The sequence below is a fragment of the Uruburuella suis genome (assembly GCF_004341385.1).
In the GTDB taxonomy this organism is placed as follows: domain Bacteria; phylum Pseudomonadota; class Gammaproteobacteria; order Burkholderiales; family Neisseriaceae; genus Neisseria; species Neisseria suis.
The window spans coordinates 22,046-39,575 of record NZ_SLXE01000009.1; the positions used below are offsets into that span (position 1 = coordinate 22,046).

Here is a 17,530-nt window from a genome sequence, read left to right on the forward strand (position 1 = left end):
TTGTTTCCTTAAAGGGTTAAAGCAGACACTCAAGCGCATAGAACTTATTGATTCATAAGCACCCTTTGGCGCCAAGTGCGAGCGTTTCGATAAATAAAAAGGCTTTCAAAAAATGAAAGCTGCGGCATTATATAAGATATCCGGGCGCGTGAAAAGCTTTATTCTGCATCTTCCGCTTGCTTTTCCTGCGCCCGCAGCCGCCGGTTGCGCCGCCGCGTTTTCACCACCCAAAACACAAACAGGCTGGGCAGCACCGACCAAAACACCAGATAAATCAGCGCCCGCGCCACGCTGGGCTGCGCGGCGGCAAACATCACGGTAACGAATAAATAGCCGATGGCGATGATGTGCCACATAGTTTCCCTTATTTTGATGAAGGTTTGATTTCAGAAGGTTTGATTTCAGACGGCCTGTCGGCATTATCCGCTGCCCCCGCCCTTCGGACAAGGCATGCACAGCATAGACTTGCCCGAAGCAGCAGGCTAAACTTGAAGCCCGAGCCACCACACGGCAAGCGGCCTGCCGCCTTGCCGCCCTCTGCCTGATGGATATTCCTACCGACAAATCCGCCCTGCGCCGCACCTTGCGCCGCGCACGCCAACAGCTCGGCCGCGATGAGCGCCGACGCGCCACGCGCCGCATCCAGCGCCATTTGTTCCGCCACATCAAACGCGGCGCGCGCATCGGCGTGTATTGGCCCATCGGCAGCGAATTGCGGCTCGATGATTTTATTCAAACGGCCTTGCAACGCGGCGCGCGCGTTTATCTGCCTTATATCGAGCCGGGCAGGCTCAGATTATGGTTTACGCCTTATTGCGCCGATGCCGCGCAGGCCGAACGTGCGCGTGGCCGTCTGAAAATACCGCAATTTCACGGTGAAAAAATCCGCGCCCACCGCCTCAACACGCTGCTGCTGCCCTTGGTGGGCATCGACAACGAAGGCTACCGGCTCGGCCAAGGCGGCGGCTATTATGATGCCTCGCTCGCCGCCACCCGCCACCGCTTGCAGCCGCACAAAATCGGCGTGGGTTTTGCCTGCCAGCGCCACAACGGCAGGCTGCCGCGCGAAGCACACGATATGCGGCTCGATGGCTTTGTGTGCGAACACGGTTGGCGCCGTTTTTAGGGTCTGCCCACTTTTCATCTGCGCGTCAGATTTTGAGCGCAAAAGTGCGTTTGCAAGGCGGAAAACGCAGCGGGCACACTTTATGAACCAAAAGATTGCCGCGAGATTAGGTTGTGAACGGCTCCAGTGCCGACGTTTTCAGACGACCATATCCCAACATCAAGCAGGCCGTCTGAAACGGTTTGCCTATTTTTACCAAGGCTTTCGCTTTAATTTGCGCCATTTCGCGCCATTTAAGCGCCGTTACTTTAATCCATGCAAAAGGAAAATCCATGCAATCGGTTGTTTCTTACGCCGCGTCTTATCCGCACACCTGCAACAAGGCGCTTTATGTGGCCATGGCGCTTTTGTTCGGCTCGTTTGGTGTGCATAAATTCTGCGCCGGCCGCGTGTGGATGGGCATTATTTATTTTCTGTTCAGCTGGACGTTTATCCCCGGCGTGATCGGCATCATCGAGGGCATTTTGGCGGCTTTCAAACCCACAGATTCATTGGGCGCGATTGTGGTTTGATGCACAATTCGCAAGCATAAAAAAGGCCGTCTGAACGATTTATGTTTCAGACGGCCTTTGGTTTTCACCGCAAATCGGCTTCACTCAGCGGTTGAGATACGGCATCGGATTCACCGCTTTGCCGTTGATGCGCACTTCGAAATGCAGCTTTACGCGATCGCTGTCGCTGCTGCCCATGGTGGCGATGGTTTGGCCGGCGCGCACGGCTTGGTCTTTTTGCACATGCAGCGCGTCGTTGTGTGCATAAGCGGTGAGCGTGCTGCTGTTGTGGTTGATTAAAATCAGCTTGCCATAGCCGCGCACGCCCTCGCCCACATAAAGCACTTTGCCCGCGGCCGCCGCCTTCACCGGCTCGCCGCGCGTGCCGCCGATGTCGATGCCTTTATTGGTGGTGCCGTTGTAGTTGGCGATAATATTGCGGCTGCCCTCTGCCACCGGCCATTGCATATTCAAACGATTCACCGGCGCTACGGTGGTGGCTGTGCGGCTGCCGCTGCTGCTCGTGCTGCGACTGGCGCTGCTACTGCTGCCGCTGCGCACACGCAATACCTGTCCCACTTCGATTTGCGAGGTGTCGCGCAGATTGTTCCAACGCGCCAGCGTGTTCACACTTTGACCGAAGCGCAGGCCGATGCGGTAGAGATTGTCGCCCGGCTGCACGCGGTAGTAGCCTTCGGGCACGGGGCCTGTGGATGCGCTGCCGGCGCAGGCGCTCAATATGCCCACGGCGGCGGCCAGCACAACGGCTTTCAAAGAAAAAACGGAATATTTCATGTTCATGAAGATAAGAATAACAAATCCTGACCCGTGTCCGACAGCCAAACGCCGCCGATTGCAGCAGCTTTACCTTTTTTTACGCCACACCCGGCGCGGCGGCGCGCGCACGATGCGCGGGCAATTTACCCGTTTTCACACCCGCCGCGCTTGAAAGCAGGCGCGGCGGGCATTATGTTTACGGCTCGAAATTCAAAAAAATAAAAGGATTAACCATTATGCGCTTTTTCGGTATCGGCTTTTTGGTGCTGATTTTTCTGGAAATCATGTCTATCGTGTGGGTGGCCGACTGGCTGGGCGGCGGCATCACGCTGCTTTTGATGATTGTCAGCTTTATTGCCGGCGTGATGATGCTGCGCAACACCGGTTTGTCGGGCATTTTGCTCGCCGGCGCGGCCATGCGCAGCGGCGGCGAGGTGTCGATGTATCAGCTTTTATGGCCGATACGCTACACCGTGGCCGCATTATTGCTGATGAGCCCGGGCTTTGTGTCGCTGCTGATTGCGCTGATTCTGCTTTTGCCCATTAAAGGCCGGCCGATTGCCGAAACCGGCGGCATGTTTACCGCGCAAGGCACTTTCCGCCAGCCGCGCCGCAACGATGAGGGCGACATTATCGAGGGCGAATTTACGGTGGAGCCGGAGGAAAAACCGGCGCCGAAACAGCCCGACTATATCGAACACAAGCGCGATTAAATCATCCTGCCCGATTGAAACAGGCCGTCTGAAAAGTTTTCAGACGGCCTGTTTCCGTGTTCCAAACCATTACTCAAATCAATCGAGCTTGTGCACAAAATGGTGCGCACTGATTTCATAGCCGTTTTCAAAATAAAGCCGGTGCGCCTGGGTGCGATCGCTGCCCACATTGGAATCGATGTGAATCTGCTGAATGCCTGCCGCCTCGGCGATGCGGCGCACTTCTGCCAACAGGCGCGCGGCATAACCTTTGCCGCGGCTTTGCGGAATGGTGACCACATCATCGATATGGATATGGCGGCCGCTCACCAAATTGATTTCTTCACGGAAACCGCACACAGCCACGGCATTGGTTTTGCCTTCTTCGAAAATGCCCAGCAAACGGTAGCCTTGGCTGCGTTGCAGATTATTCACTTGCTCGACAAAGCGGTTGACATCAGTGAGCATGGGGCGCAGCACGCTCAATGCGCCAAACGCCACGGCCGTTTCACCGGCTTCAATCTCACGCAGCACGCTGCCGGCGGGCACGCCGGCCTCTTGGCGCGCGGCCTGCTCTTCGGCGCTCTGCTTCTCTTCAATCGCCTGCGCCAGCGACACTTTCGACTCGGCCGCCGCCTCAGCCTGCTCGCTGCGCTCATCCAATAGCGCTTTGCAATCCATTACGCGCAAATCATTGTCGGCAGCGAAATCCATCAAAAAGCGGAACATGGCCGGGTTGATTTCTTCGAGCTTTTTATCCACCGCCACACAGCGCACCTTATCCACCAGCATGGGCCGCACCCATTGGTGGTAGGCCAGCCGGTTGCCTTTGTCGAATGAAGACAAAATGCCGCACAAACGCTCGGCCCAATCGCTGGGGCGGAAGGTTTTGCCCTTGCTGGTGGTGCCGTGAATCACGATTTCATAAGGGTTGCAAACTAACATGAGCGCTTCTCTAAAGGTAAGGTTGAACGACTGAGCGCCCGGGCGATGGTGCGCAAACAGTTCTATATATCATATCAAAAATATCAAAACACAGGGCTGCACAATCGCATCAGAGCCGCCTGTGGCTGCACTGCCTGCGCCATGCGGCACGCCATATGCGCTTTGCCATATGCGCTTTGCCAGCATTTCTCAGGCAACGGCCGCTTGAATCAGCCGAATTATACCCGATGCCGCGCCTGCTCCAAAATATTGTGCAGCCTGCGGCTTTTGGCTGTTGCTTTATTTCATTTTAAAAATTTCCCCACATTCATCGCCGGCTATTTTCAAGTGGCCATGCCGCTATTTTCGCGCCAATCAGGCCGTCTGAAAACCAATTTTCTCAATAAAATATCAACATTTTATTATTTTTAAGAATAAATTGGCTTGCATCAAGCATGGGAAATAAATTTACAGACAAGGCCGGCGGAATTTAACGCAGATTGCTGCTAATTTAATTTTTACCCTACCAAATTGTCAACAATCCTATTGCGAACCGGTGGCTTTATCAGTAAGGTTGAGCCTGTGCATTTTTTAATCGATTGTTGACATTCCAAAAAGGAAGCATCATGAAAAAAGTAACCGCCATGATTAAGCCGTTTAAGCTCGATGATGTTCGCGAAGCTTTGAGCGACATAGGTATTCAAGGGATGACCGTTACCGAGGTAAAAGGCTTCGGCCGCCAAAAAGGCCACACCGAAGTGTATCGTGGCGCTGAATATGCCGTCGATTTTTTGCCGAAAATCCAGATTGACATCGTGCTCTCCGATGATCAGATCGAGCGCGTGATTGAGGTGATTATCGAAACAGCGCGCACCGGAAAAGTGGGCGACGGTAAAATTTTCATCAGTCCGGTTGACCAGGTTATCCGCATCCGCACCGGCGAAACCGGCGATGTTGCCGTGTAACTTAATTTCAAAAATACAAGAAAAGGAAAACCGCGATGAAAAATATCCAACGCCTGTTCAGCGCCGCATTTCTGATTATGCCGGCCGCCGCTATGGCCGCCGGCACCGATGATTGGTGGAAACCTTTGAGCGCAATCAACTCGGGCGATACGGCCTGGGTGATGACCTCTGCCGCGCTGGTTTTGTTTATGACGCTGCCGGGCCTCGCGCTCTTTTACGGCGGCATGGTGCGCAAGAAAAACCTGCTCTCCACTATGATGCACAGCTTTTCTGCCGCCGCCTTGGTGAGCGTGTTGTGGATGGCAATCGGCTATTCGCTCGCCTTCACACCCGGCAATGCCTTTATCGGCGGCCTCGACCGTGTGTTTTTAAGCGGCATGGGGCTGGATTTGCACAAAAAAATCGGCACGGTGTCGCCTAATGCGGGCAGCATTCCCGAAACGGTGTTTATGTTTTTCCAAATGACATTTGCCATTATTTCCACCGCCATCATCACCGGCGCCTTTGCCGAGCGCATGAAATATTCGGCCATGATGCTTTTTTCGGGCTTGTGGGTGCTGCTGGTGTATGTGCCCACCGCGCATTGGGTGTGGGGCGGCGGCTTTATGGGTGAAGGCGGCGTGCTCGATTATGCCGGCGGCACCGTGGTGCACATCAACGCCGGTGTGGCCGGGCTGGTGGCGGCCATTGTGCTGGGCAAACGCATCGGCTACGGCAAAGAAGCCATGCCGCCGCACAATATGGCGCTCACCTTGATGGGCGCGGCCATGCTGTGGGTGGGCTGGTTCGGCTTTAACGCAGGCTCTGCGGTGGCGGCCGATGCTTCTGCCGGCATGGCCATGGCAGTTACTCAAATCGCTGCCGCCGCTGCCGCACTCACTTGGCTGGCGTGCGAAAAAATTTCCGGCCACCGCCCTTCCGCCTTGGGCTTAGCTTCAGGCGCGGTGGCGGGCTTGGTGGGCATCACCCCGGCAGCCGGCTTTGTGGGCCCGCAAGGTGCGCTGGCCATCGGCGTGCTCACGGCTGCGGGCGCATTCTGGGCTTCGGTGATTCTGAAGCGCAAACTGGGCTACGATGATTCGCTCGATGCGTTCGGCATTCACGGCTTCGGCGGCCTCATCGGCGCGATTCTCACCGGCATTTTTTTCAGCAACCAGATTTTCGGCGGCGATGCCACCGTGGGCGCGCAATTGTTTACCCAGGTGAAAGATGCGCTTACCACCGTGGTGTATAGCGGTGTGGCCACTTTTGTGATTTTGAAAGCGGTGTCGGCCATTTGCGGCGGCTTGCGTGTGGAAAAAGATGTGGAACGCGAAGGGCTTGATTTGAATGTGCACGGCGAGCGCGTGGAATAAGCCCGGCTCGGATAAATCAGCGCAATGAAGAAAATCATCAAAAGGCCGTCTGAAACTTTTTCAGACGGCCTTTTGATGATAAATTAAATGATAATACCAATTCGAAAAAATAACCTTGCAAAATAAAAGCAGTTCGGCGGCATCATCCGCGTAGGTCGGATTCTTGAATCCGACGTTTGGCCAACGGCCAAAGCGATGTGCGTGCCTTGTTCTGCGAACAAGTGTCGGATTCGAGAATCCGACCTACAGGCTGCCTGTTTGTATATTATTTTTTCGAATTGGTATAAAACATTGTTTATTAATATAAAAATCAATCTTCATCAGAAATAGATTGAATTGCCAAACCCAACGTTTCAGACGGCCTGCGGGCTTTTGTGATTTTGAAAGCGGTGTCGGCCATTTGCGGCGGCTTGCGTGTGGAAAAAGATGTGGAACGCGAAGGGCTTGATTTGAATGTGCACGGCGAGCGCGTGGAATAATACCAATCCAAAAAAGTAACCTAACTTCGTTGTCTCGCCTTGTTAGCTTACTTTTTTGAATGGGTAGAAGCCCGGCTCGGATCAATCAGCGCAATAAAGAAAATCATCAAAAGGCCGTCTGAAACTTTTTCAGACGGCCTTTTGATGATGAATGAAATGATAAAGGCTTGTTTTTTTTAAACTAAACATCAATCTTCATCGGTGTCAAAAGCATTATCGGCCACAAAAGGCGTGGGCAGCTCATTGGGGGTGTAGTCCATAATCTCGCGCAGCGCTTGAAACAGCGCGCGGAAATTTTTCGGCGGCTTGCCCAGCTCGCGCTCTTTGCGGGTGTTGCGGATTAAGGTGCGCAAAGCGCCGGCGTCGGCTTGCGGATATTCGGCGATAAAGGCAGTGAGCGCGTCATCATGCTCAATCAAGCGCTCGCGCGCCTGCTCGATGCGCTGCATCAAGGCGTTGTGGGCGGTGTTGTCGCCGCGCAGCTTGGCCAGATAGGCTTCGATCGGGGCGGGGTCGATGTCGCGCATCAGGCGGCCGATGTATTGAGTTTGGCGCTTGAGCGCGCCATTGGCGGTGATTTTTTTGTGCGCCAGCAGCGCTTCGAGCAAATCTTCGGGCAGGCCGATTTTTTTCAGCGTGTCGGCCGATAGGCGGGTGAGCTGCACGCCCAAATCCTGCAAATCGTTCATCTGCTTTTTCATGCGGGTTTTGCTCACCCATTCTTGCGGATTTTGTTCGCTCATATTGATATTCCGTTGGAGTGATGGCGCTTATTTTAACACAGCAAGCCTGATATTTTTGAGGCCGTCTGAAAGCTTTTTCAGACGGCCTCAAGCTTTGTTTGCGGGCATTTATTTGATTTTCACCACAATCTTGCCCTTGGCGCGCCCGCTCTGGGCATAATCGAGCGCTTGTTGGGCTTGGGCAAAGGGAAACACGCGATCGAGAACCGGCACGATTTTGCCCGTTTCAATCAAGGTTGTGATGCGGCGCAATTGCTCGCCGCTGGGGTGCATAAACAAAAAGCGGTAAGCCGCCCCGCTTTGGTGCGCCCGGCGGGTGATTTTGGCCGAAGCCAGGCTCAGCAGCAGGGTTTTGAACATACCCAGCCCGTTTTCGCGGGCAAAACGGCCATCGGGTATGCCCGACACCGACACCACCATGCCGCCGGGCTTCAGCACTTGAAAAGATTGCAACAGCGCTTCTCCGCCCAAGGTGTCGAGCACGGCATCATAATCATGCAGCACTTGGGCGAAATTTTCGAGATGGTAATTGATGATGCGGTCTGCACCCAGCGACTGCACCAACGGCGCACCCGCTTCGCCGGCAGTGGTGGCCACATAAGCGCCCATGCTTTTGGCCAGCTGAATGGCAAACGTGCCCACGCCGCCGGCGCCGGCCTGAATCAGAATTTTCTGCCCCGCCTGCAAATGCATCAAATCGTGCAAAGCCTGATAAGCGGTGAGCCCCACCAGCGGCACCGATGCGGCTTCTTCAAATGAAAGGTTGGCAGGCTTGGGGGCGATGTCGTCTTCATGCGCCGCGATAAATTGGGCAAAGGTGCCGATATTGCTTTTGCGCGGCCGCCCGTAAACCGCGTCGCCCACTTTGAAGCGCTGCACTTTGCTGCCCACGGCGCGCACCACGCCGGCAAAATCGTTGCCCAAAATCAGCGGCATATCGAAATGCAGCAGCAATTTGAGCTTGCCGTCGCGGATTTTGAAATCCACCGGATTCACGCTGGCGGCGTGGATTTCGGCCAAAATTTCGTGTTCGCCGATTGCGGGCACGGGCACATCAGCCAAGCGCAAGGGCTGTTGTTTACCGTAGCGCTCAATCAGCATGGCTTTCATGGTAGTCATGGCGAAGCTCCATCGAAAAAATAATTGGACAAAGATTATAACGCCGATAGCCACATTTTTGCCGCCGCCGCAGGAAAGCAGTTAAAATAAGCGCAATCACACGCTGGGAATATTCATGTTTAATCATCAGAAAAACGAGCTGGCCGCACTTTGCAAACAAGCGCTCCGGCTGGCCGAACAAGGCGGCGCCACCGCCGCCGAAGCCGATTTGAGCGAATCAGTGGGGCAAGATGTGCAGGTGCGGCTGGGCGAAATCGAGCAAATCGAATACCAGCAAGACAAATCGCTCGACATCACCGTGTATGTGGGGCAACGCAAAGGCCGCGCCAGCACCGCCGATTTTTCTCAGCAAGCCTTGGCCGACACCGTGCGCGCCGCGCTAGATATCGCCCGCTACACCGCCGCCGACGATTGCGCAGGATTAGCCGATGCCGAGCTGATGGCCACCGAATTCGGCGATTTGGACACCTATCACGAATGGCCGCTTTCCACCGAAGCGGCCATCGCCTTGGCGCAACAATGCGAGCAAGCCGCGCTTGACGCCGATGCGCGCATTGAAAATTCAGAAGGCGCCGGCGTGCATGCCGGCCATTACCAATATGTGTATGGCAACAGCCACGGCTTTTTGCACCACGCGCAAGGCTCACGCCACAGCATGTCGTGCAGCGTGGTGGCCGCAGATGATGGCGGCATGCAGCGCGATTATTGGTATGACCTCGCCCGCAGCCACACCGATTTAGACACGCCCGAAGCCATCGGCCGCACCGCCGCCGAGCGCACCGTGCGCCGCTTGGGCGGCAGAAGCCTGCCCACCGGCAATTATCCGGTGCTGTTTGACGCCACCGTGGCCGGCGGCCTGATCGGCCATTTGGTCGGCGGCCTCTCCGGCGGCGCACTCTATCGGCAAAGCAGCTTTCTAACCGACAGCCTCGGCACGCAGATTCTGCCCGAATTTCTACATTTGCGCGAAGAGCCGCATATCGCGCGCGCGCTGGGCAGCACTTATTTCGATGCCGAAGGCGTGGCCACCGCACCGCGCTTTGTGATTGAAGGCGGCCGCGTGCAAGGCTATTTTCTCAGCAGCTACAGCGCCCGCAAGCTCGGCATGCGCACCACCGCCAACGCCGGCGGCGCCCACAACCTGCACCTCAACCACACCTGCGCCACCCAGGCCGATTTGCTGCGGCAAATGGGCAGCGGCCTTTTGGTTACAGAATTGATGGGGCAAGGCGTAAACATGCTCACCGGCGATTATTCACGCGGCGCGGCCGGCTTTTGGGTGGAAAACGGCGTGATCGCTTATCCGGTGCAAGAAATCACCATCGCCGGCCGCTTGCAGGATATGTATCGCCATATCGCCGGCGTGGCCGATGATGCGCTCAAACGCTCGGCGCACAAAGTGGGCTCGGTGCTGGTGGAAGAAATGACCGTGGCCGGCGCTTGAGCGCGGGTTTGCCATCATTTAAAGAAAAAAAGGCCGTCTGAAAAAGTTTTCAGACGGCCTGAAACTTTTGCAAAACCCAATATCTGACGCAGCCGCGCAGGCGGATGCCCGGTGCAAAGCAGCGCTTTGCTTGCCTCACATATTTCACAAAATAATAAATTCTATAGTGGAATGAATGAAAAACTTATACAACCTATAGAAACGGCAATTAAAAATTGAAACTTTTATTTATTAAATTCTATTATTTTCAATAGGTTGTATTTTTAAAATCTTCAAGTTTTAATTGCCGGATCTGGATCTATAGCAAGTCACAGCGGCGTAGGTTGGGTTGCAAACCCAACGTTTCTTATGGTTTGCAGGTTTTGTTGGGTTTGCAACCCAACCTACCCGTTGTGGCACTTTTTTAAGTATTTCACTATATATTAAATCAAATACTTGATTATTCCGTATTGATGGTGGCTACCTGAGCGACAACTGAAACTGCGCTTCAGGCCGGGCTCCTGCCTACGCAGGAGCGACGGAAAAGGTATTTTTCAAAGGCCTCGGCCTTTCTTTAAATGCAGATCAAACTCTTGAATCCGATGCTTGTTCAAAAACAAGATGGCAACTGAAAGCTTGGTTTTCCATGCGTCAAGGCCGTCTGAATGTTCAAACGGCCTGCATCTTGTTGCGCCATCTTGTGCCAAATCAGATTTTCTTGCCGAAAAGCTGGCAGCAGGCGGGGCAAGCTTTTATACTGCCTGTTTCTTTGTTATTTTATTTCAGACGGCCTTGCCGCTAGGGTCTATTCACAATTCATCCGCGAGTAAGATTTTGAGCGCAAAAGCGTGGCTGCAAGGCGAAAAGCACAGCAAGGTTGAACACCTTGCGAGCATTTTCAACGCAGCAGGCGCGTTTTTGAGCCAAAAGATTGCCGCGTGATGAAATGTGAACAAACCCTAGGCAAAGCTGTGAACCGCTCAATTATGAATCTTTTCCGCAAAACCCTGTGGGGCATCGTGGGCTTATCGGTGCTCACCGCCATCGGCTCTTTTTTCTCGCAATATGTGCTGGGCTTAAACCCTTGCGTGCTGTGCATTTTGCAGCGGGTGTCGGTGATTGCGGTGGGCGTGGTGGCGCTCTTGGCCGCGTTTTCCGCCCAACGCAGCCGCGCCGGCCGCAGCATAAGCGCTTTGCTGGTAAGCATTCCTGCGCTGTATGGCGCGGGCGTGGCGGTGTATCAATTGTGGCTGCAAAGCCTGCCGCCGGGCATGGCGCCGGCTTGCGGCGCGCCCTGGACCTTCCGCCTGCGCGACTGGCCGCTGTTTGATTTATGGGAGCCGGTGGTGCGCGGCTTTGGCGATTGCGCCGTGCCCGATTATTTCCTCGGCGTGGCGCTGCCGGTGTGGAGCGTGCTTTATTTCGGCTTTGTGTTGCTGCTGGTGTGGGGCGTGTGGTGGAAAAGCCGCAAGCTCTAAGTAAATATCAAATATTATTGATGATAAGCCACAGGCCGTCTGAAACCTTTCAGACGGCCTGTGTTTTTTAAGCAAACTAAAACAATTTTTGCGAATCAAGCAAGAGCGTGACCGGGCCGTCGTTGCACAAATCGATTTGCATATGCGCTTGGAAGCGGCCGGTTTCCACGTTAAGGCCGTGGCGGCGCAGCAGCCCGGCCACGGTTTCGTATAAGGGCTCGGCCGCTTCAGGGCGGGCGGCTTGGCTCAATGAGGGGCGGCGGCCGTTGCGGGCATCGGCGTAAAGGGTGAATTGCGACACCAGCAGCACGGCGCCGCCGATGTCTTGCACGGAGCGGTTGAGTTTGCCGGCTTCATCTTCGAAAATGCGCAGACCGGCGATTTTGTCGGCGATATAGCGGGCATCGGCTTCGGTGTCGGCATGGCACACGCCCAGCAGCACCATCAGGCCGGCTTCGATTTGGCCGCTGCGCTCGCGGTTTTGGCCGGCCAGCACATCAACGTGGGCGCGGCTCACTTTTTGGATAACGGCACGCATTGGGTTTCCCAATAAAGAAAAGTAATGAAAGCGCCAGTGTAGGCAGCGGCGCGGGGTTTGGCAAGCCATTGGCATCGGCGGCGCGGCGGCGGTTTATCGTTGGGCAAAATCTGTTCATAATAGCGCTTGTGCGGCTTGGGTCTGAATGTTTGGCAAATGCTTTCAGACGGCCTGCATCATTGCTTTTGCTGCGGATTTACCGAATAGAAGGAGGCTCTGAACAACTCTGGTGCATGGATTTTGCCGGCATTTTGATGCGGGGCAAGGCGTTTTTTTGAAGCTATAGAGGTTCTATTTCCTCAAAATCCCAACGCGGCATGGCGTAAAAAGGGCGGTAAAAGCCGTTATCATGAGTGATTCAGAGCCTCCATAAATCAGGCCGTCTGAAAACGGCACGGTTTTCATGGAATAAACACAATGAAATCTTCTTTTTCAAACGCGGGCCGGCGCTTCGGCCGAAAGCTGGCGCACAAGCTGGTGCAAACGCAGCGTTTGTCGCGCAAAACGGCGGCATTTGCTTTTTTGCTGGCCGGTGCGGCGCTGGTGGCGCTCACTTCGCTGGTGTTTGCCAAAATGGCCGATTGGGCGTTGGAGCAAAATGCACACTGGGTGCAGCAATATCCTTGGTATGCCTGGCTCGCGCTGCCTTTGGGGCTGCCGCTGATTGTGTGGCTCACGCGCCGTTTTGCGCCCTACACGTCGGGCAGCGGCATTCCGCAGGTGCTCGCTGCGCTCTCGCTGCCTTACGGGGCGCAGAAAACGCGGCTGGTGCAGCTGGGGCAAACGATGCTGAAAATTCCGCTCACGTTTTTGGGCATGCTCGCGGGGGCGTCGATCGGGCGCGAAGGGCCTTCGGTGCAGGTGGGCGCGGCGGTGATGCTGGCTTGGGGCTCGTGGTGCAAAAAACACAATCTGGCTTTTAAGGGCTTGCAGGAAAACGATTTGCTCGCCGCCGGTGCGGCGGGCGGCTTGGCGGCGGCGTTTAATGCGCCTTTGGCAGGGGTGGTGTTTGCGATTGAAGAGCTGGGGCGCGGGGTGATGCTGCGCTGGGAGCGGCAGATTTTTATCGGCGTGTTGGCTGCGGGCTTTATCCAGGTGGCGGTGCAGGGCAACAACCCTTATTTTTCGGGCTTTCACGGCGAGGCGCTGCCGAATATGCTGGTGTGGGTGTTGTTGTGTGCGCTGGTGTGCGGCGTGGCCGGCGGTTTGTTTGCCCGTTTTCTCTATAAAGGTGCGGTTTGGGCGGCGCCGGAGCGCTGGCGCAGCTGGATGCGGCGCCATCCGCTTTTGCTGGCGGGCATTATCGGCCTGTTGCTGGCGGCCATCGGCACGGTTTATCAGGGGCAGACTTTCGGCACCGGCTATCACGAGGCTTCGGGCGCGCTGCGGCGCATGTATGAAGCGCCGCCGGGCGTGGCGCTGGCCAAATGGGCGGCCACGGTGTTGTCTTATTGGGCGGGCATTCCCGGCGGCATTTTCACGCCGGCACTCAGCGTGGGCGCGATGATAGGCCAGCAGATTGCCCAATTTGCCAGCCTAGAAACCGGCGCCAATGTGTTGGTGCTGATCTGCATGGCGGCTTTTTTGGCGGCAGCCACCCAATCGCCGCTCACTGCCAGTGTGATTGTGATGGAGATGACCGGCGGGCAGAATTTGTTGTTTTGGCTCTTGATTGGTGCTATTTTTGCATCTCAGGTGTCGCGCCAATTTTCACCCAAGCCGTTTTACCATGCGGCGGCGGCGCGCTTTCGGCAGCGGGTGCAGGAAGAATATGCGGAGCAGGCCAAGCTTGCCCGCGCAGAGAAAAAGGAGCAGTAAATGGCAGTGAATTTGCGAGAAAAAGAAGCGGCGGAAATTTTAACTGTGGACGGCGCACAGGTGTTTATCGGCCAGGCCGGTGTGAAAAAGCCCGACCACAACGATTTAACGCTGATTGTGCTCAACAAGGCCAACAGCGTGGGCGCGGTGTTTACCCAAAACCGCTTCTGCGCCGCGCCGGTGCACATTGCCAAACAGCATTTAACCAATGAAAACGGCATCCGCGCGCTGGTGATCAACACGGGCAACGCCAATGCCGGCACCGGCGCACAAGGCCGCGAAGATGCGCTGGCGGTGTGCGAAGCCGTGGCCGCGCAAGTGGGCTGCGACATCGAGCAGGTGCTGCCCTTTTCCACCGGCGTGATTCTCGAGCCCTTGCCGGCGCAAAAAATCATCCGCGCCCTGCCCGGCGTGAAAGCCGCGCATTGGAGCGATGCCGCCCGCGCCATCATGACCACCGACACCGTGCCCAAAGCCGCCAGCCGCGAGGCCAAAATCGGCCAAAACCACACCGTGCGCGCCACCGGCATTGCCAAAGGCGCCGGCATGATTCACCCGAATATGGCCACCATGCTCGGCTTTATCGTTACCGATGCCAAAGTGTCGCAGCCGGTGCTGCAAATGATCACGCAGGAAATCGCCGATTTATCGTTTAACAGCATCACCGTAGACGGCGACACCAGCACCAACGACAGCTTCGTGGTAGTGGCCACCGGCAAAAGCGGCCAAAACGAAATCGACAATATTGCCGACCCGCGCTATGAACAGCTCAAAGCCATGCTCGGCAGCCTCGCGCTCGAACTGGCGCAGGCCATTGTGCGCGATGGCGAAGGCGCCACCAAATTCATCACCATCCAAGTGGAAAATGCCGAGAGCCGCGCCGAAGCACGCCAAGTGGCCTATGCCATCGCCCACTCGCCGCTGGTGAAAACCGCCTTTTTCGCCAGCGACCCCAATCTCGGCCGCATTCTCGCCGCCATCGGCTACTCGGGCGTGCCGCATCTGGACACCGACAAAGTGCGCCTTTACCTGGGCGATGTGCTGGTGGCCGAGCACGGCGGCCGCGCCGCGAGCTACACCGAAGCCGCCGGCCAGGCCGTGATGGCGCCCGCCGAAATCACCGTGCGCGTGGATTTGCAGCGCGGCAGCCACGGCGCCACCGTGTATACCTGCGATTTATCGAAAGAATATGTGGCGATTAATGCGGATTACCGCTCATAAGCCATAAATCGGCAAACCCACCGACAGGCCGTCTGAAAGCTTTCAGACGGCCTGTTTCATTATCGGGCGGCAAAACCTGCCGAATCATTGCCAAACATAAAACCCTGAATGACACACCTTAACCAAGCCCTACAAAACCATTGCAGAGCATTTACTTTAAATATAATATTGCCATGCGGTTTGCAATAACGTATCGGCATTAAAAACATAAACTTACCTCTGAAATTATTGCTATCGGGAGAAACCAAATGAAACCATTAAACTTACTCGCATCCTGCCTTGCCGCCTTATCGCTGGCCGCCTGCTCCAGCTCTGGCAGCAGCAGCCCCGGCGTTGCCGGCAATGCCAACCCGGGCACGGGCGGCGGCAATATCGGCACATCACCCGGTGGTGGCGGCAACGGCAACGGCAACACCACTCCGACCAATCCCGGCAACGGCAGCGGCAACGACATCCCCACCGGCCCCGGTGCCGGCAATGCCAATCCGGGCACGGGCGGCGGCAATATCGGCACTTCGCCGACTGATGGCGGCAATGGCTCTACCACCCCGACCAACCCCGGCAACGGCAATGGCAACGACATCCCCACTGGCCCCGGTGCCGGCAATGCCAATCCGACACCAACCGATCCCACACCCGCACCCGATCCGGATCTTTCCGATGTGCAGGGCAATTTGTTGCGCACACTTGTCGACAAGGAATGGGAGAGTGTGGAATCCTCCGATGTAAAATATGAGCAGCGCCACAAACCCCTGCAATCCGACAACATCAACACCGTGCTGCTTGACGGCGAAAAAATCACGCTGATTCCCGCCTGCTATTTCAGCGGACAAGGCTGTGTTGCCGGCATGGCCGGGCCGGATTATAGGCGCATTGATCCCAAAGATGATGAAAATAAAGCGGTCACCGACCACAGCAAAATGTATTACAACTGGCGGCGCAACCGCGATGGCGAGCCTATTCAAAAAACCGTGGCGAGCAAACATTTAAACTATGCGCGCTATGGTTGGGTGTATTTTTATCCGCCGGATGATGATCGCGATTATGTCGGCAGAGAATACTTTTTCGCCCACGGCCAACCCACCGAACTGGCCGGGAAAGACGCTATGCCGGTTGAAGGCAAGGCTGTTTATCGCGGCTATGCTTTGGTTTCTTATGGCTCATCCCCGACTTCCTTTGCACCGAGCCGCTATGATGCCCGCTTTAACGTGGATTTCGGCGCCAAAACCCTTTCCGGCAATTTGAAAGCGGATAAAGAAGACTATATGTCGTCGGTGGAATTCAAAGCCAAGATCAACGGCAACACCTTCAGCGGAGACACAGCTTATTTTGATAAATCAAGCAATTACAATGTAGGCGTATATACAGAAGGTGGTTTTTACGGCCCGCAGGCACAAGAGCTTTCAGGCGTGTTCAGCGGCCGAGCAGCAGGAATATGGGATTTCCCCACCTTTAAGGGCAGCTTCGGCGCCAGCAAGCAATAATCCCGCATCATCACACAGGCCGTCTGAAAGCTTTTCAGACGGCCTGCTTTTACTGTGCTTGTCAGCCGGCGGCGCAATCCGCTATATTAAGGAGGCTCTGATACCCATTCAAAAAATAATATACAAACAGGCAGCCTGTAGGTCGGATTCTCGAATCCGACACTTGTTCGCAGAACAAGGCACGCACATCGCTTTGGCCGTTGGCCAAATGTCGGATTCAAGAATCCGACCTACGCGGATGATGTTGCCGAACTGCTTTTATTTTGTAAGGTTATTTTTTAGAATGGGTATGAAACCATAAAAACCATTTGGCAAAGTGAGAAAATATGAACCGTTTAACCCCCGACAACACCGTGTGCATCGTGGTAGATATCCAAGAGCGGCTGGTGCCTGCGCTGCATCATGCCGATGCGGCTATCGAGCGCAGCCGTGTGTTGCTGCAAGGCTTGCAGGCGCTGGATGTGCCGATTGTGATTACCGAGCAATATCCCAAAGGCTTAGGCCACACCGTGGCAGCCATCAAACTTTTGTTGGGCGATGCGGTGCCGCTGTTTGAAAAAACGCGCTTTTCCGCCCTTACCGATGAAGTGGCCGCCGAAATCAAGCGCCTAGGTGCGCAAAATGTGATTTTGGTGGGCGCTGAAGCACATGTGTGCATGCTGCAAACGGTGCTGGATTTGCGCGCGGAAGGCTTGGGCGTGTATGTGGCGCAAGAATGCACCACTTCGCGCGACCCGGCCAACAAAGCCAATGCGCTGGCGCAAATGGCGGCGGCGGGTGCGGTGGTGTCGAATGTGGAAAGCGTGCTGTTTCAATTGCTGGCCGATGCCAAACACCCCGCTTTTAAAACCGTGTCGAAATTGATTCAATAAGCCCGCAGGCCGTCTGAAAATCTTT

General features: G+C 55.5%; 20 protein-coding genes. 13 read left to right on the plus strand and 7 right to left on the minus strand.

The window, feature by feature from the left end; all coding sequences use genetic code 11:
- Positions 1-158: 158 nt before the first annotated feature.
- Entirely contained in the window at positions 159-356 is a 198-nt protein-coding gene (locus EV680_RS04570; protein ID WP_132953563.1) for a hypothetical protein, read from the minus strand.
- A 188-nt stretch (positions 357-544) separates the two neighbouring features.
- On the opposite strand from EV680_RS04570, the gene EV680_RS04575 reads away from it, so the two are divergent.
- Entirely contained in the window at positions 545-1,126 is a 582-nt protein-coding gene (locus EV680_RS04575) for a 5-formyltetrahydrofolate cyclo-ligase (RefSeq protein ID WP_132953564.1), read from the plus strand.
- 106 nt (positions 1,127-1,232) lie between these two features.
- Here the strand turns inward: EV680_RS04575 and EV680_RS11915 are convergent, their stop codons facing one another.
- Positions 1,233-1,400 (minus strand): hypothetical protein, encoded by a 168-nt coding sequence (locus EV680_RS11915; protein WP_165870906.1) that lies wholly within the window; start codon positions 1,398-1,400, stop codon positions 1,233-1,235.
- Here EV680_RS11915 and EV680_RS04580 point away from each other — a divergent pair.
- Positions 1,399-1,638 carry a TM2 domain-containing protein gene (locus EV680_RS04580; protein ID WP_132953565.1) on the plus strand — a complete coding sequence of 80 codons (240 nt, stop codon included), beginning with the start codon at positions 1,399-1,401 and terminating at the stop codon, positions 1,636-1,638. The genes EV680_RS11915 and EV680_RS04580 overlap by 2 nt on opposite strands.
- Positions 1,639-1,722: 84 nt before the next feature.
- Here the strand turns inward: EV680_RS04580 and EV680_RS04585 are convergent, their stop codons facing one another.
- Entirely contained in the window at positions 1,723-2,412 is a 690-nt protein-coding gene (locus EV680_RS04585; protein WP_132953566.1) for a peptidoglycan DD-metalloendopeptidase family protein, read from the minus strand.
- Between the two features lie 218 nt (positions 2,413-2,630).
- On the opposite strand from EV680_RS04585, the gene EV680_RS04590 reads away from it, so the two are divergent.
- Positions 2,631-3,107 carry an FxsA family protein gene (locus EV680_RS04590; RefSeq protein ID WP_132953567.1) on the plus strand — a complete coding sequence of 159 codons (477 nt, stop codon included), beginning with the start codon at positions 2,631-2,633 and terminating at the stop codon, positions 3,105-3,107.
- 78 nt (positions 3,108-3,185) lie between these two features.
- On the opposite strand, the gene EV680_RS04595 is transcribed toward EV680_RS04590, so the two are convergent.
- Entirely contained in the window at positions 3,186-4,031 is an 846-nt protein-coding gene (locus EV680_RS04595) for a GNAT family N-acetyltransferase (protein ID WP_132953568.1), read from the minus strand.
- A 605-nt stretch (positions 4,032-4,636) separates the two neighbouring features.
- Between EV680_RS04595 and glnK the strand changes: the two genes are divergently transcribed.
- The 3 genes from glnK to EV680_RS04610 all read left to right on the plus strand — a co-directional run bounded on the left by glnK (position 4,637) and on the right by EV680_RS04610 (position 6,809).
- Positions 4,637-4,975: a P-II family nitrogen regulator gene (gene glnK / locus EV680_RS04600; protein WP_132953569.1), complete on the plus strand. Its 339-nt coding sequence runs from the start codon at positions 4,637-4,639 to the stop codon at positions 4,973-4,975.
- Between the two features lie 77 nt (positions 4,976-5,052).
- The gene (locus EV680_RS04605) at positions 5,053-6,330 is read left to right on the plus strand and encodes an ammonium transporter (protein WP_424580111.1); all 1,278 of its coding nucleotides are present in this window, start codon (positions 5,053-5,055) and stop codon (positions 6,328-6,330) included.
- A 374-nt stretch (positions 6,331-6,704) separates the two neighbouring features.
- Entirely contained in the window at positions 6,705-6,809 is a 105-nt protein-coding gene (locus EV680_RS04610; RefSeq protein ID WP_132953571.1) for an ammonium transporter, read from the plus strand.
- 188 nt (positions 6,810-6,997) lie between these two features.
- Here EV680_RS04610 and yjgA read toward each other — a convergent pair whose 3' ends face one another.
- Positions 6,998-7,552: a ribosome biogenesis factor YjgA gene (gene yjgA, locus EV680_RS04615; protein ID WP_132953572.1), complete on the minus strand. Its 555-nt coding sequence runs from the start codon at positions 7,550-7,552 to the stop codon at positions 6,998-7,000.
- Positions 7,553-7,660: 108 nt separating this feature from the next.
- Positions 7,661-8,671 carry an NADP-dependent oxidoreductase gene (locus tag EV680_RS04620; protein WP_243650335.1) on the minus strand — a complete coding sequence of 337 codons (1,011 nt, stop codon included), beginning with the start codon at positions 8,669-8,671 and terminating at the stop codon, positions 7,661-7,663.
- A gap of 115 nt (positions 8,672-8,786) precedes the next feature.
- On the opposite strand from EV680_RS04620, the gene pmbA reads away from it, so the two are divergent.
- From pmbA to EV680_RS04635, 3 genes are all read left to right on the plus strand, one after another.
- Entirely contained in the window at positions 8,787-10,115 is a 1,329-nt protein-coding gene (pmbA, locus tag EV680_RS04625) for a metalloprotease PmbA (protein ID WP_132953573.1), read from the plus strand.
- A 600-nt stretch (positions 10,116-10,715) separates the two neighbouring features.
- Entirely contained in the window at positions 10,716-11,036 is a 321-nt protein-coding gene (locus EV680_RS04630) for a hypothetical protein (protein ID WP_132953574.1), read from the plus strand.
- A gap of 44 nt (positions 11,037-11,080) precedes the next feature.
- A complete protein-coding gene (locus EV680_RS04635; protein ID WP_132953620.1) occupies positions 11,081-11,572 on the plus strand; it encodes a disulfide bond formation protein B in 492 nt (163 codons plus the stop codon).
- A gap of 76 nt (positions 11,573-11,648) precedes the next feature.
- Here EV680_RS04635 and dtd read toward each other — a convergent pair whose 3' ends face one another.
- The gene (gene dtd, locus EV680_RS04640) at positions 11,649-12,110 is read right to left on the minus strand and encodes a D-aminoacyl-tRNA deacylase (protein ID WP_132953575.1); all 462 of its coding nucleotides are present in this window, start codon (positions 12,108-12,110) and stop codon (positions 11,649-11,651) included.
- Between the two features lie 417 nt (positions 12,111-12,527).
- Here dtd and EV680_RS04645 point away from each other — a divergent pair, with 417 nt between their 5' ends.
- The 4 genes from EV680_RS04645 (at position 12,528) to EV680_RS04660 (ending at position 17,505) form a co-directional block, all read left to right on the plus strand.
- Positions 12,528-13,928, plus strand: a complete 1,401-nt coding sequence (locus EV680_RS04645; protein ID WP_132953576.1) for a chloride channel protein — start codon at positions 12,528-12,530, stop codon at positions 13,926-13,928.
- Positions 13,929-15,149, plus strand: coding sequence for a bifunctional glutamate N-acetyltransferase/amino-acid acetyltransferase ArgJ (gene argJ / locus EV680_RS04650; protein WP_132953577.1), 1,221 nt, complete (start codon positions 13,929-13,931; stop codon positions 15,147-15,149).
- A gap of 248 nt (positions 15,150-15,397) precedes the next feature.
- Complete coding sequence (locus tag EV680_RS04655) at positions 15,398-16,633, plus strand: transferrin-binding protein-like solute binding protein (protein WP_132953578.1); 1,236 nt, start codon at positions 15,398-15,400, stop codon at positions 16,631-16,633.
- A 326-nt stretch (positions 16,634-16,959) separates the two neighbouring features.
- Positions 16,960-17,505 carry an isochorismatase family protein gene (locus EV680_RS04660; RefSeq protein ID WP_132953579.1) on the plus strand — a complete coding sequence of 182 codons (546 nt, stop codon included), beginning with the start codon at positions 16,960-16,962 and terminating at the stop codon, positions 17,503-17,505.
- The last annotated feature ends 25 nt before the right edge of the window (positions 17,506-17,530 follow it).

What these genes read in the sequence shown, in the direction of transcription:
- EV680_RS04630 (WP_132953574.1), top strand. Translation starts at nt 10,716, where the DNA reads ATGGCAACTGAAAGCTTGGTTTTCCATGCGTCAAGGCCGTCTGAATGT.
- glnK (WP_132953569.1), top strand. Translation starts at nt 4,637, where the DNA reads ATGAAAAAAGTAACCGCCATGATTAAGCCGTTTAAGCTCGATGATGTT.
- EV680_RS04575 (WP_132953564.1), top strand. Translation starts at nt 545, where the DNA reads ATGGATATTCCTACCGACAAATCCGCCCTGCGCCGCACCTTGCGCCGC.
- EV680_RS04635 (WP_132953620.1), top strand. Translation starts at nt 11,081, where the DNA reads ATGAATCTTTTCCGCAAAACCCTGTGGGGCATCGTGGGCTTATCGGTG.
- dtd (WP_132953575.1), bottom strand. Translation starts at nt 12,110, where the DNA reads ATGCGTGCCGTTATCCAAAAAGTGAGCCGCGCCCACGTTGATGTGCTG.
- argJ (WP_132953577.1), top strand. Translation starts at nt 13,929, where the DNA reads ATGGCAGTGAATTTGCGAGAAAAAGAAGCGGCGGAAATTTTAACTGTG.
- EV680_RS04580 (WP_132953565.1), top strand. Translation starts at nt 1,399, where the DNA reads ATGCAATCGGTTGTTTCTTACGCCGCGTCTTATCCGCACACCTGCAAC.
- EV680_RS04605 (WP_424580111.1), top strand. Translation starts at nt 5,053, where the DNA reads ATGCCGGCCGCCGCTATGGCCGCCGGCACCGATGATTGGTGGAAACCT.
- EV680_RS04660 (WP_132953579.1), top strand. Translation starts at nt 16,960, where the DNA reads ATGAACCGTTTAACCCCCGACAACACCGTGTGCATCGTGGTAGATATC.
- EV680_RS04595 (WP_132953568.1), bottom strand. Translation starts at nt 4,031, where the DNA reads ATGTTAGTTTGCAACCCTTATGAAATCGTGATTCACGGCACCACCAGC.
- EV680_RS11915 (WP_165870906.1), bottom strand. Translation starts at nt 1,400, where the DNA reads ATGGATTTTCCTTTTGCATGGATTAAAGTAACGGCGCTTAAATGGCGC.
- EV680_RS04645 (WP_132953576.1), top strand. Translation starts at nt 12,528, where the DNA reads ATGAAATCTTCTTTTTCAAACGCGGGCCGGCGCTTCGGCCGAAAGCTG.
- yjgA (WP_132953572.1), bottom strand. Translation starts at nt 7,552, where the DNA reads ATGAGCGAACAAAATCCGCAAGAATGGGTGAGCAAAACCCGCATGAAA.
- pmbA (WP_132953573.1), top strand. Translation starts at nt 8,787, where the DNA reads ATGTTTAATCATCAGAAAAACGAGCTGGCCGCACTTTGCAAACAAGCG.
- EV680_RS04620 (WP_243650335.1), bottom strand. Translation starts at nt 8,671, where the DNA reads ATGACTACCATGAAAGCCATGCTGATTGAGCGCTACGGTAAACAACAG.
- EV680_RS04590 (WP_132953567.1), top strand. Translation starts at nt 2,631, where the DNA reads ATGCGCTTTTTCGGTATCGGCTTTTTGGTGCTGATTTTTCTGGAAATC.
- EV680_RS04655 (WP_132953578.1), top strand. Translation starts at nt 15,398, where the DNA reads ATGAAACCATTAAACTTACTCGCATCCTGCCTTGCCGCCTTATCGCTG.
- EV680_RS04585 (WP_132953566.1), bottom strand. Translation starts at nt 2,412, where the DNA reads ATGAAATATTCCGTTTTTTCTTTGAAAGCCGTTGTGCTGGCCGCCGCC.
- EV680_RS04570 (WP_132953563.1), bottom strand. Translation starts at nt 356, where the DNA reads ATGTGGCACATCATCGCCATCGGCTATTTATTCGTTACCGTGATGTTT.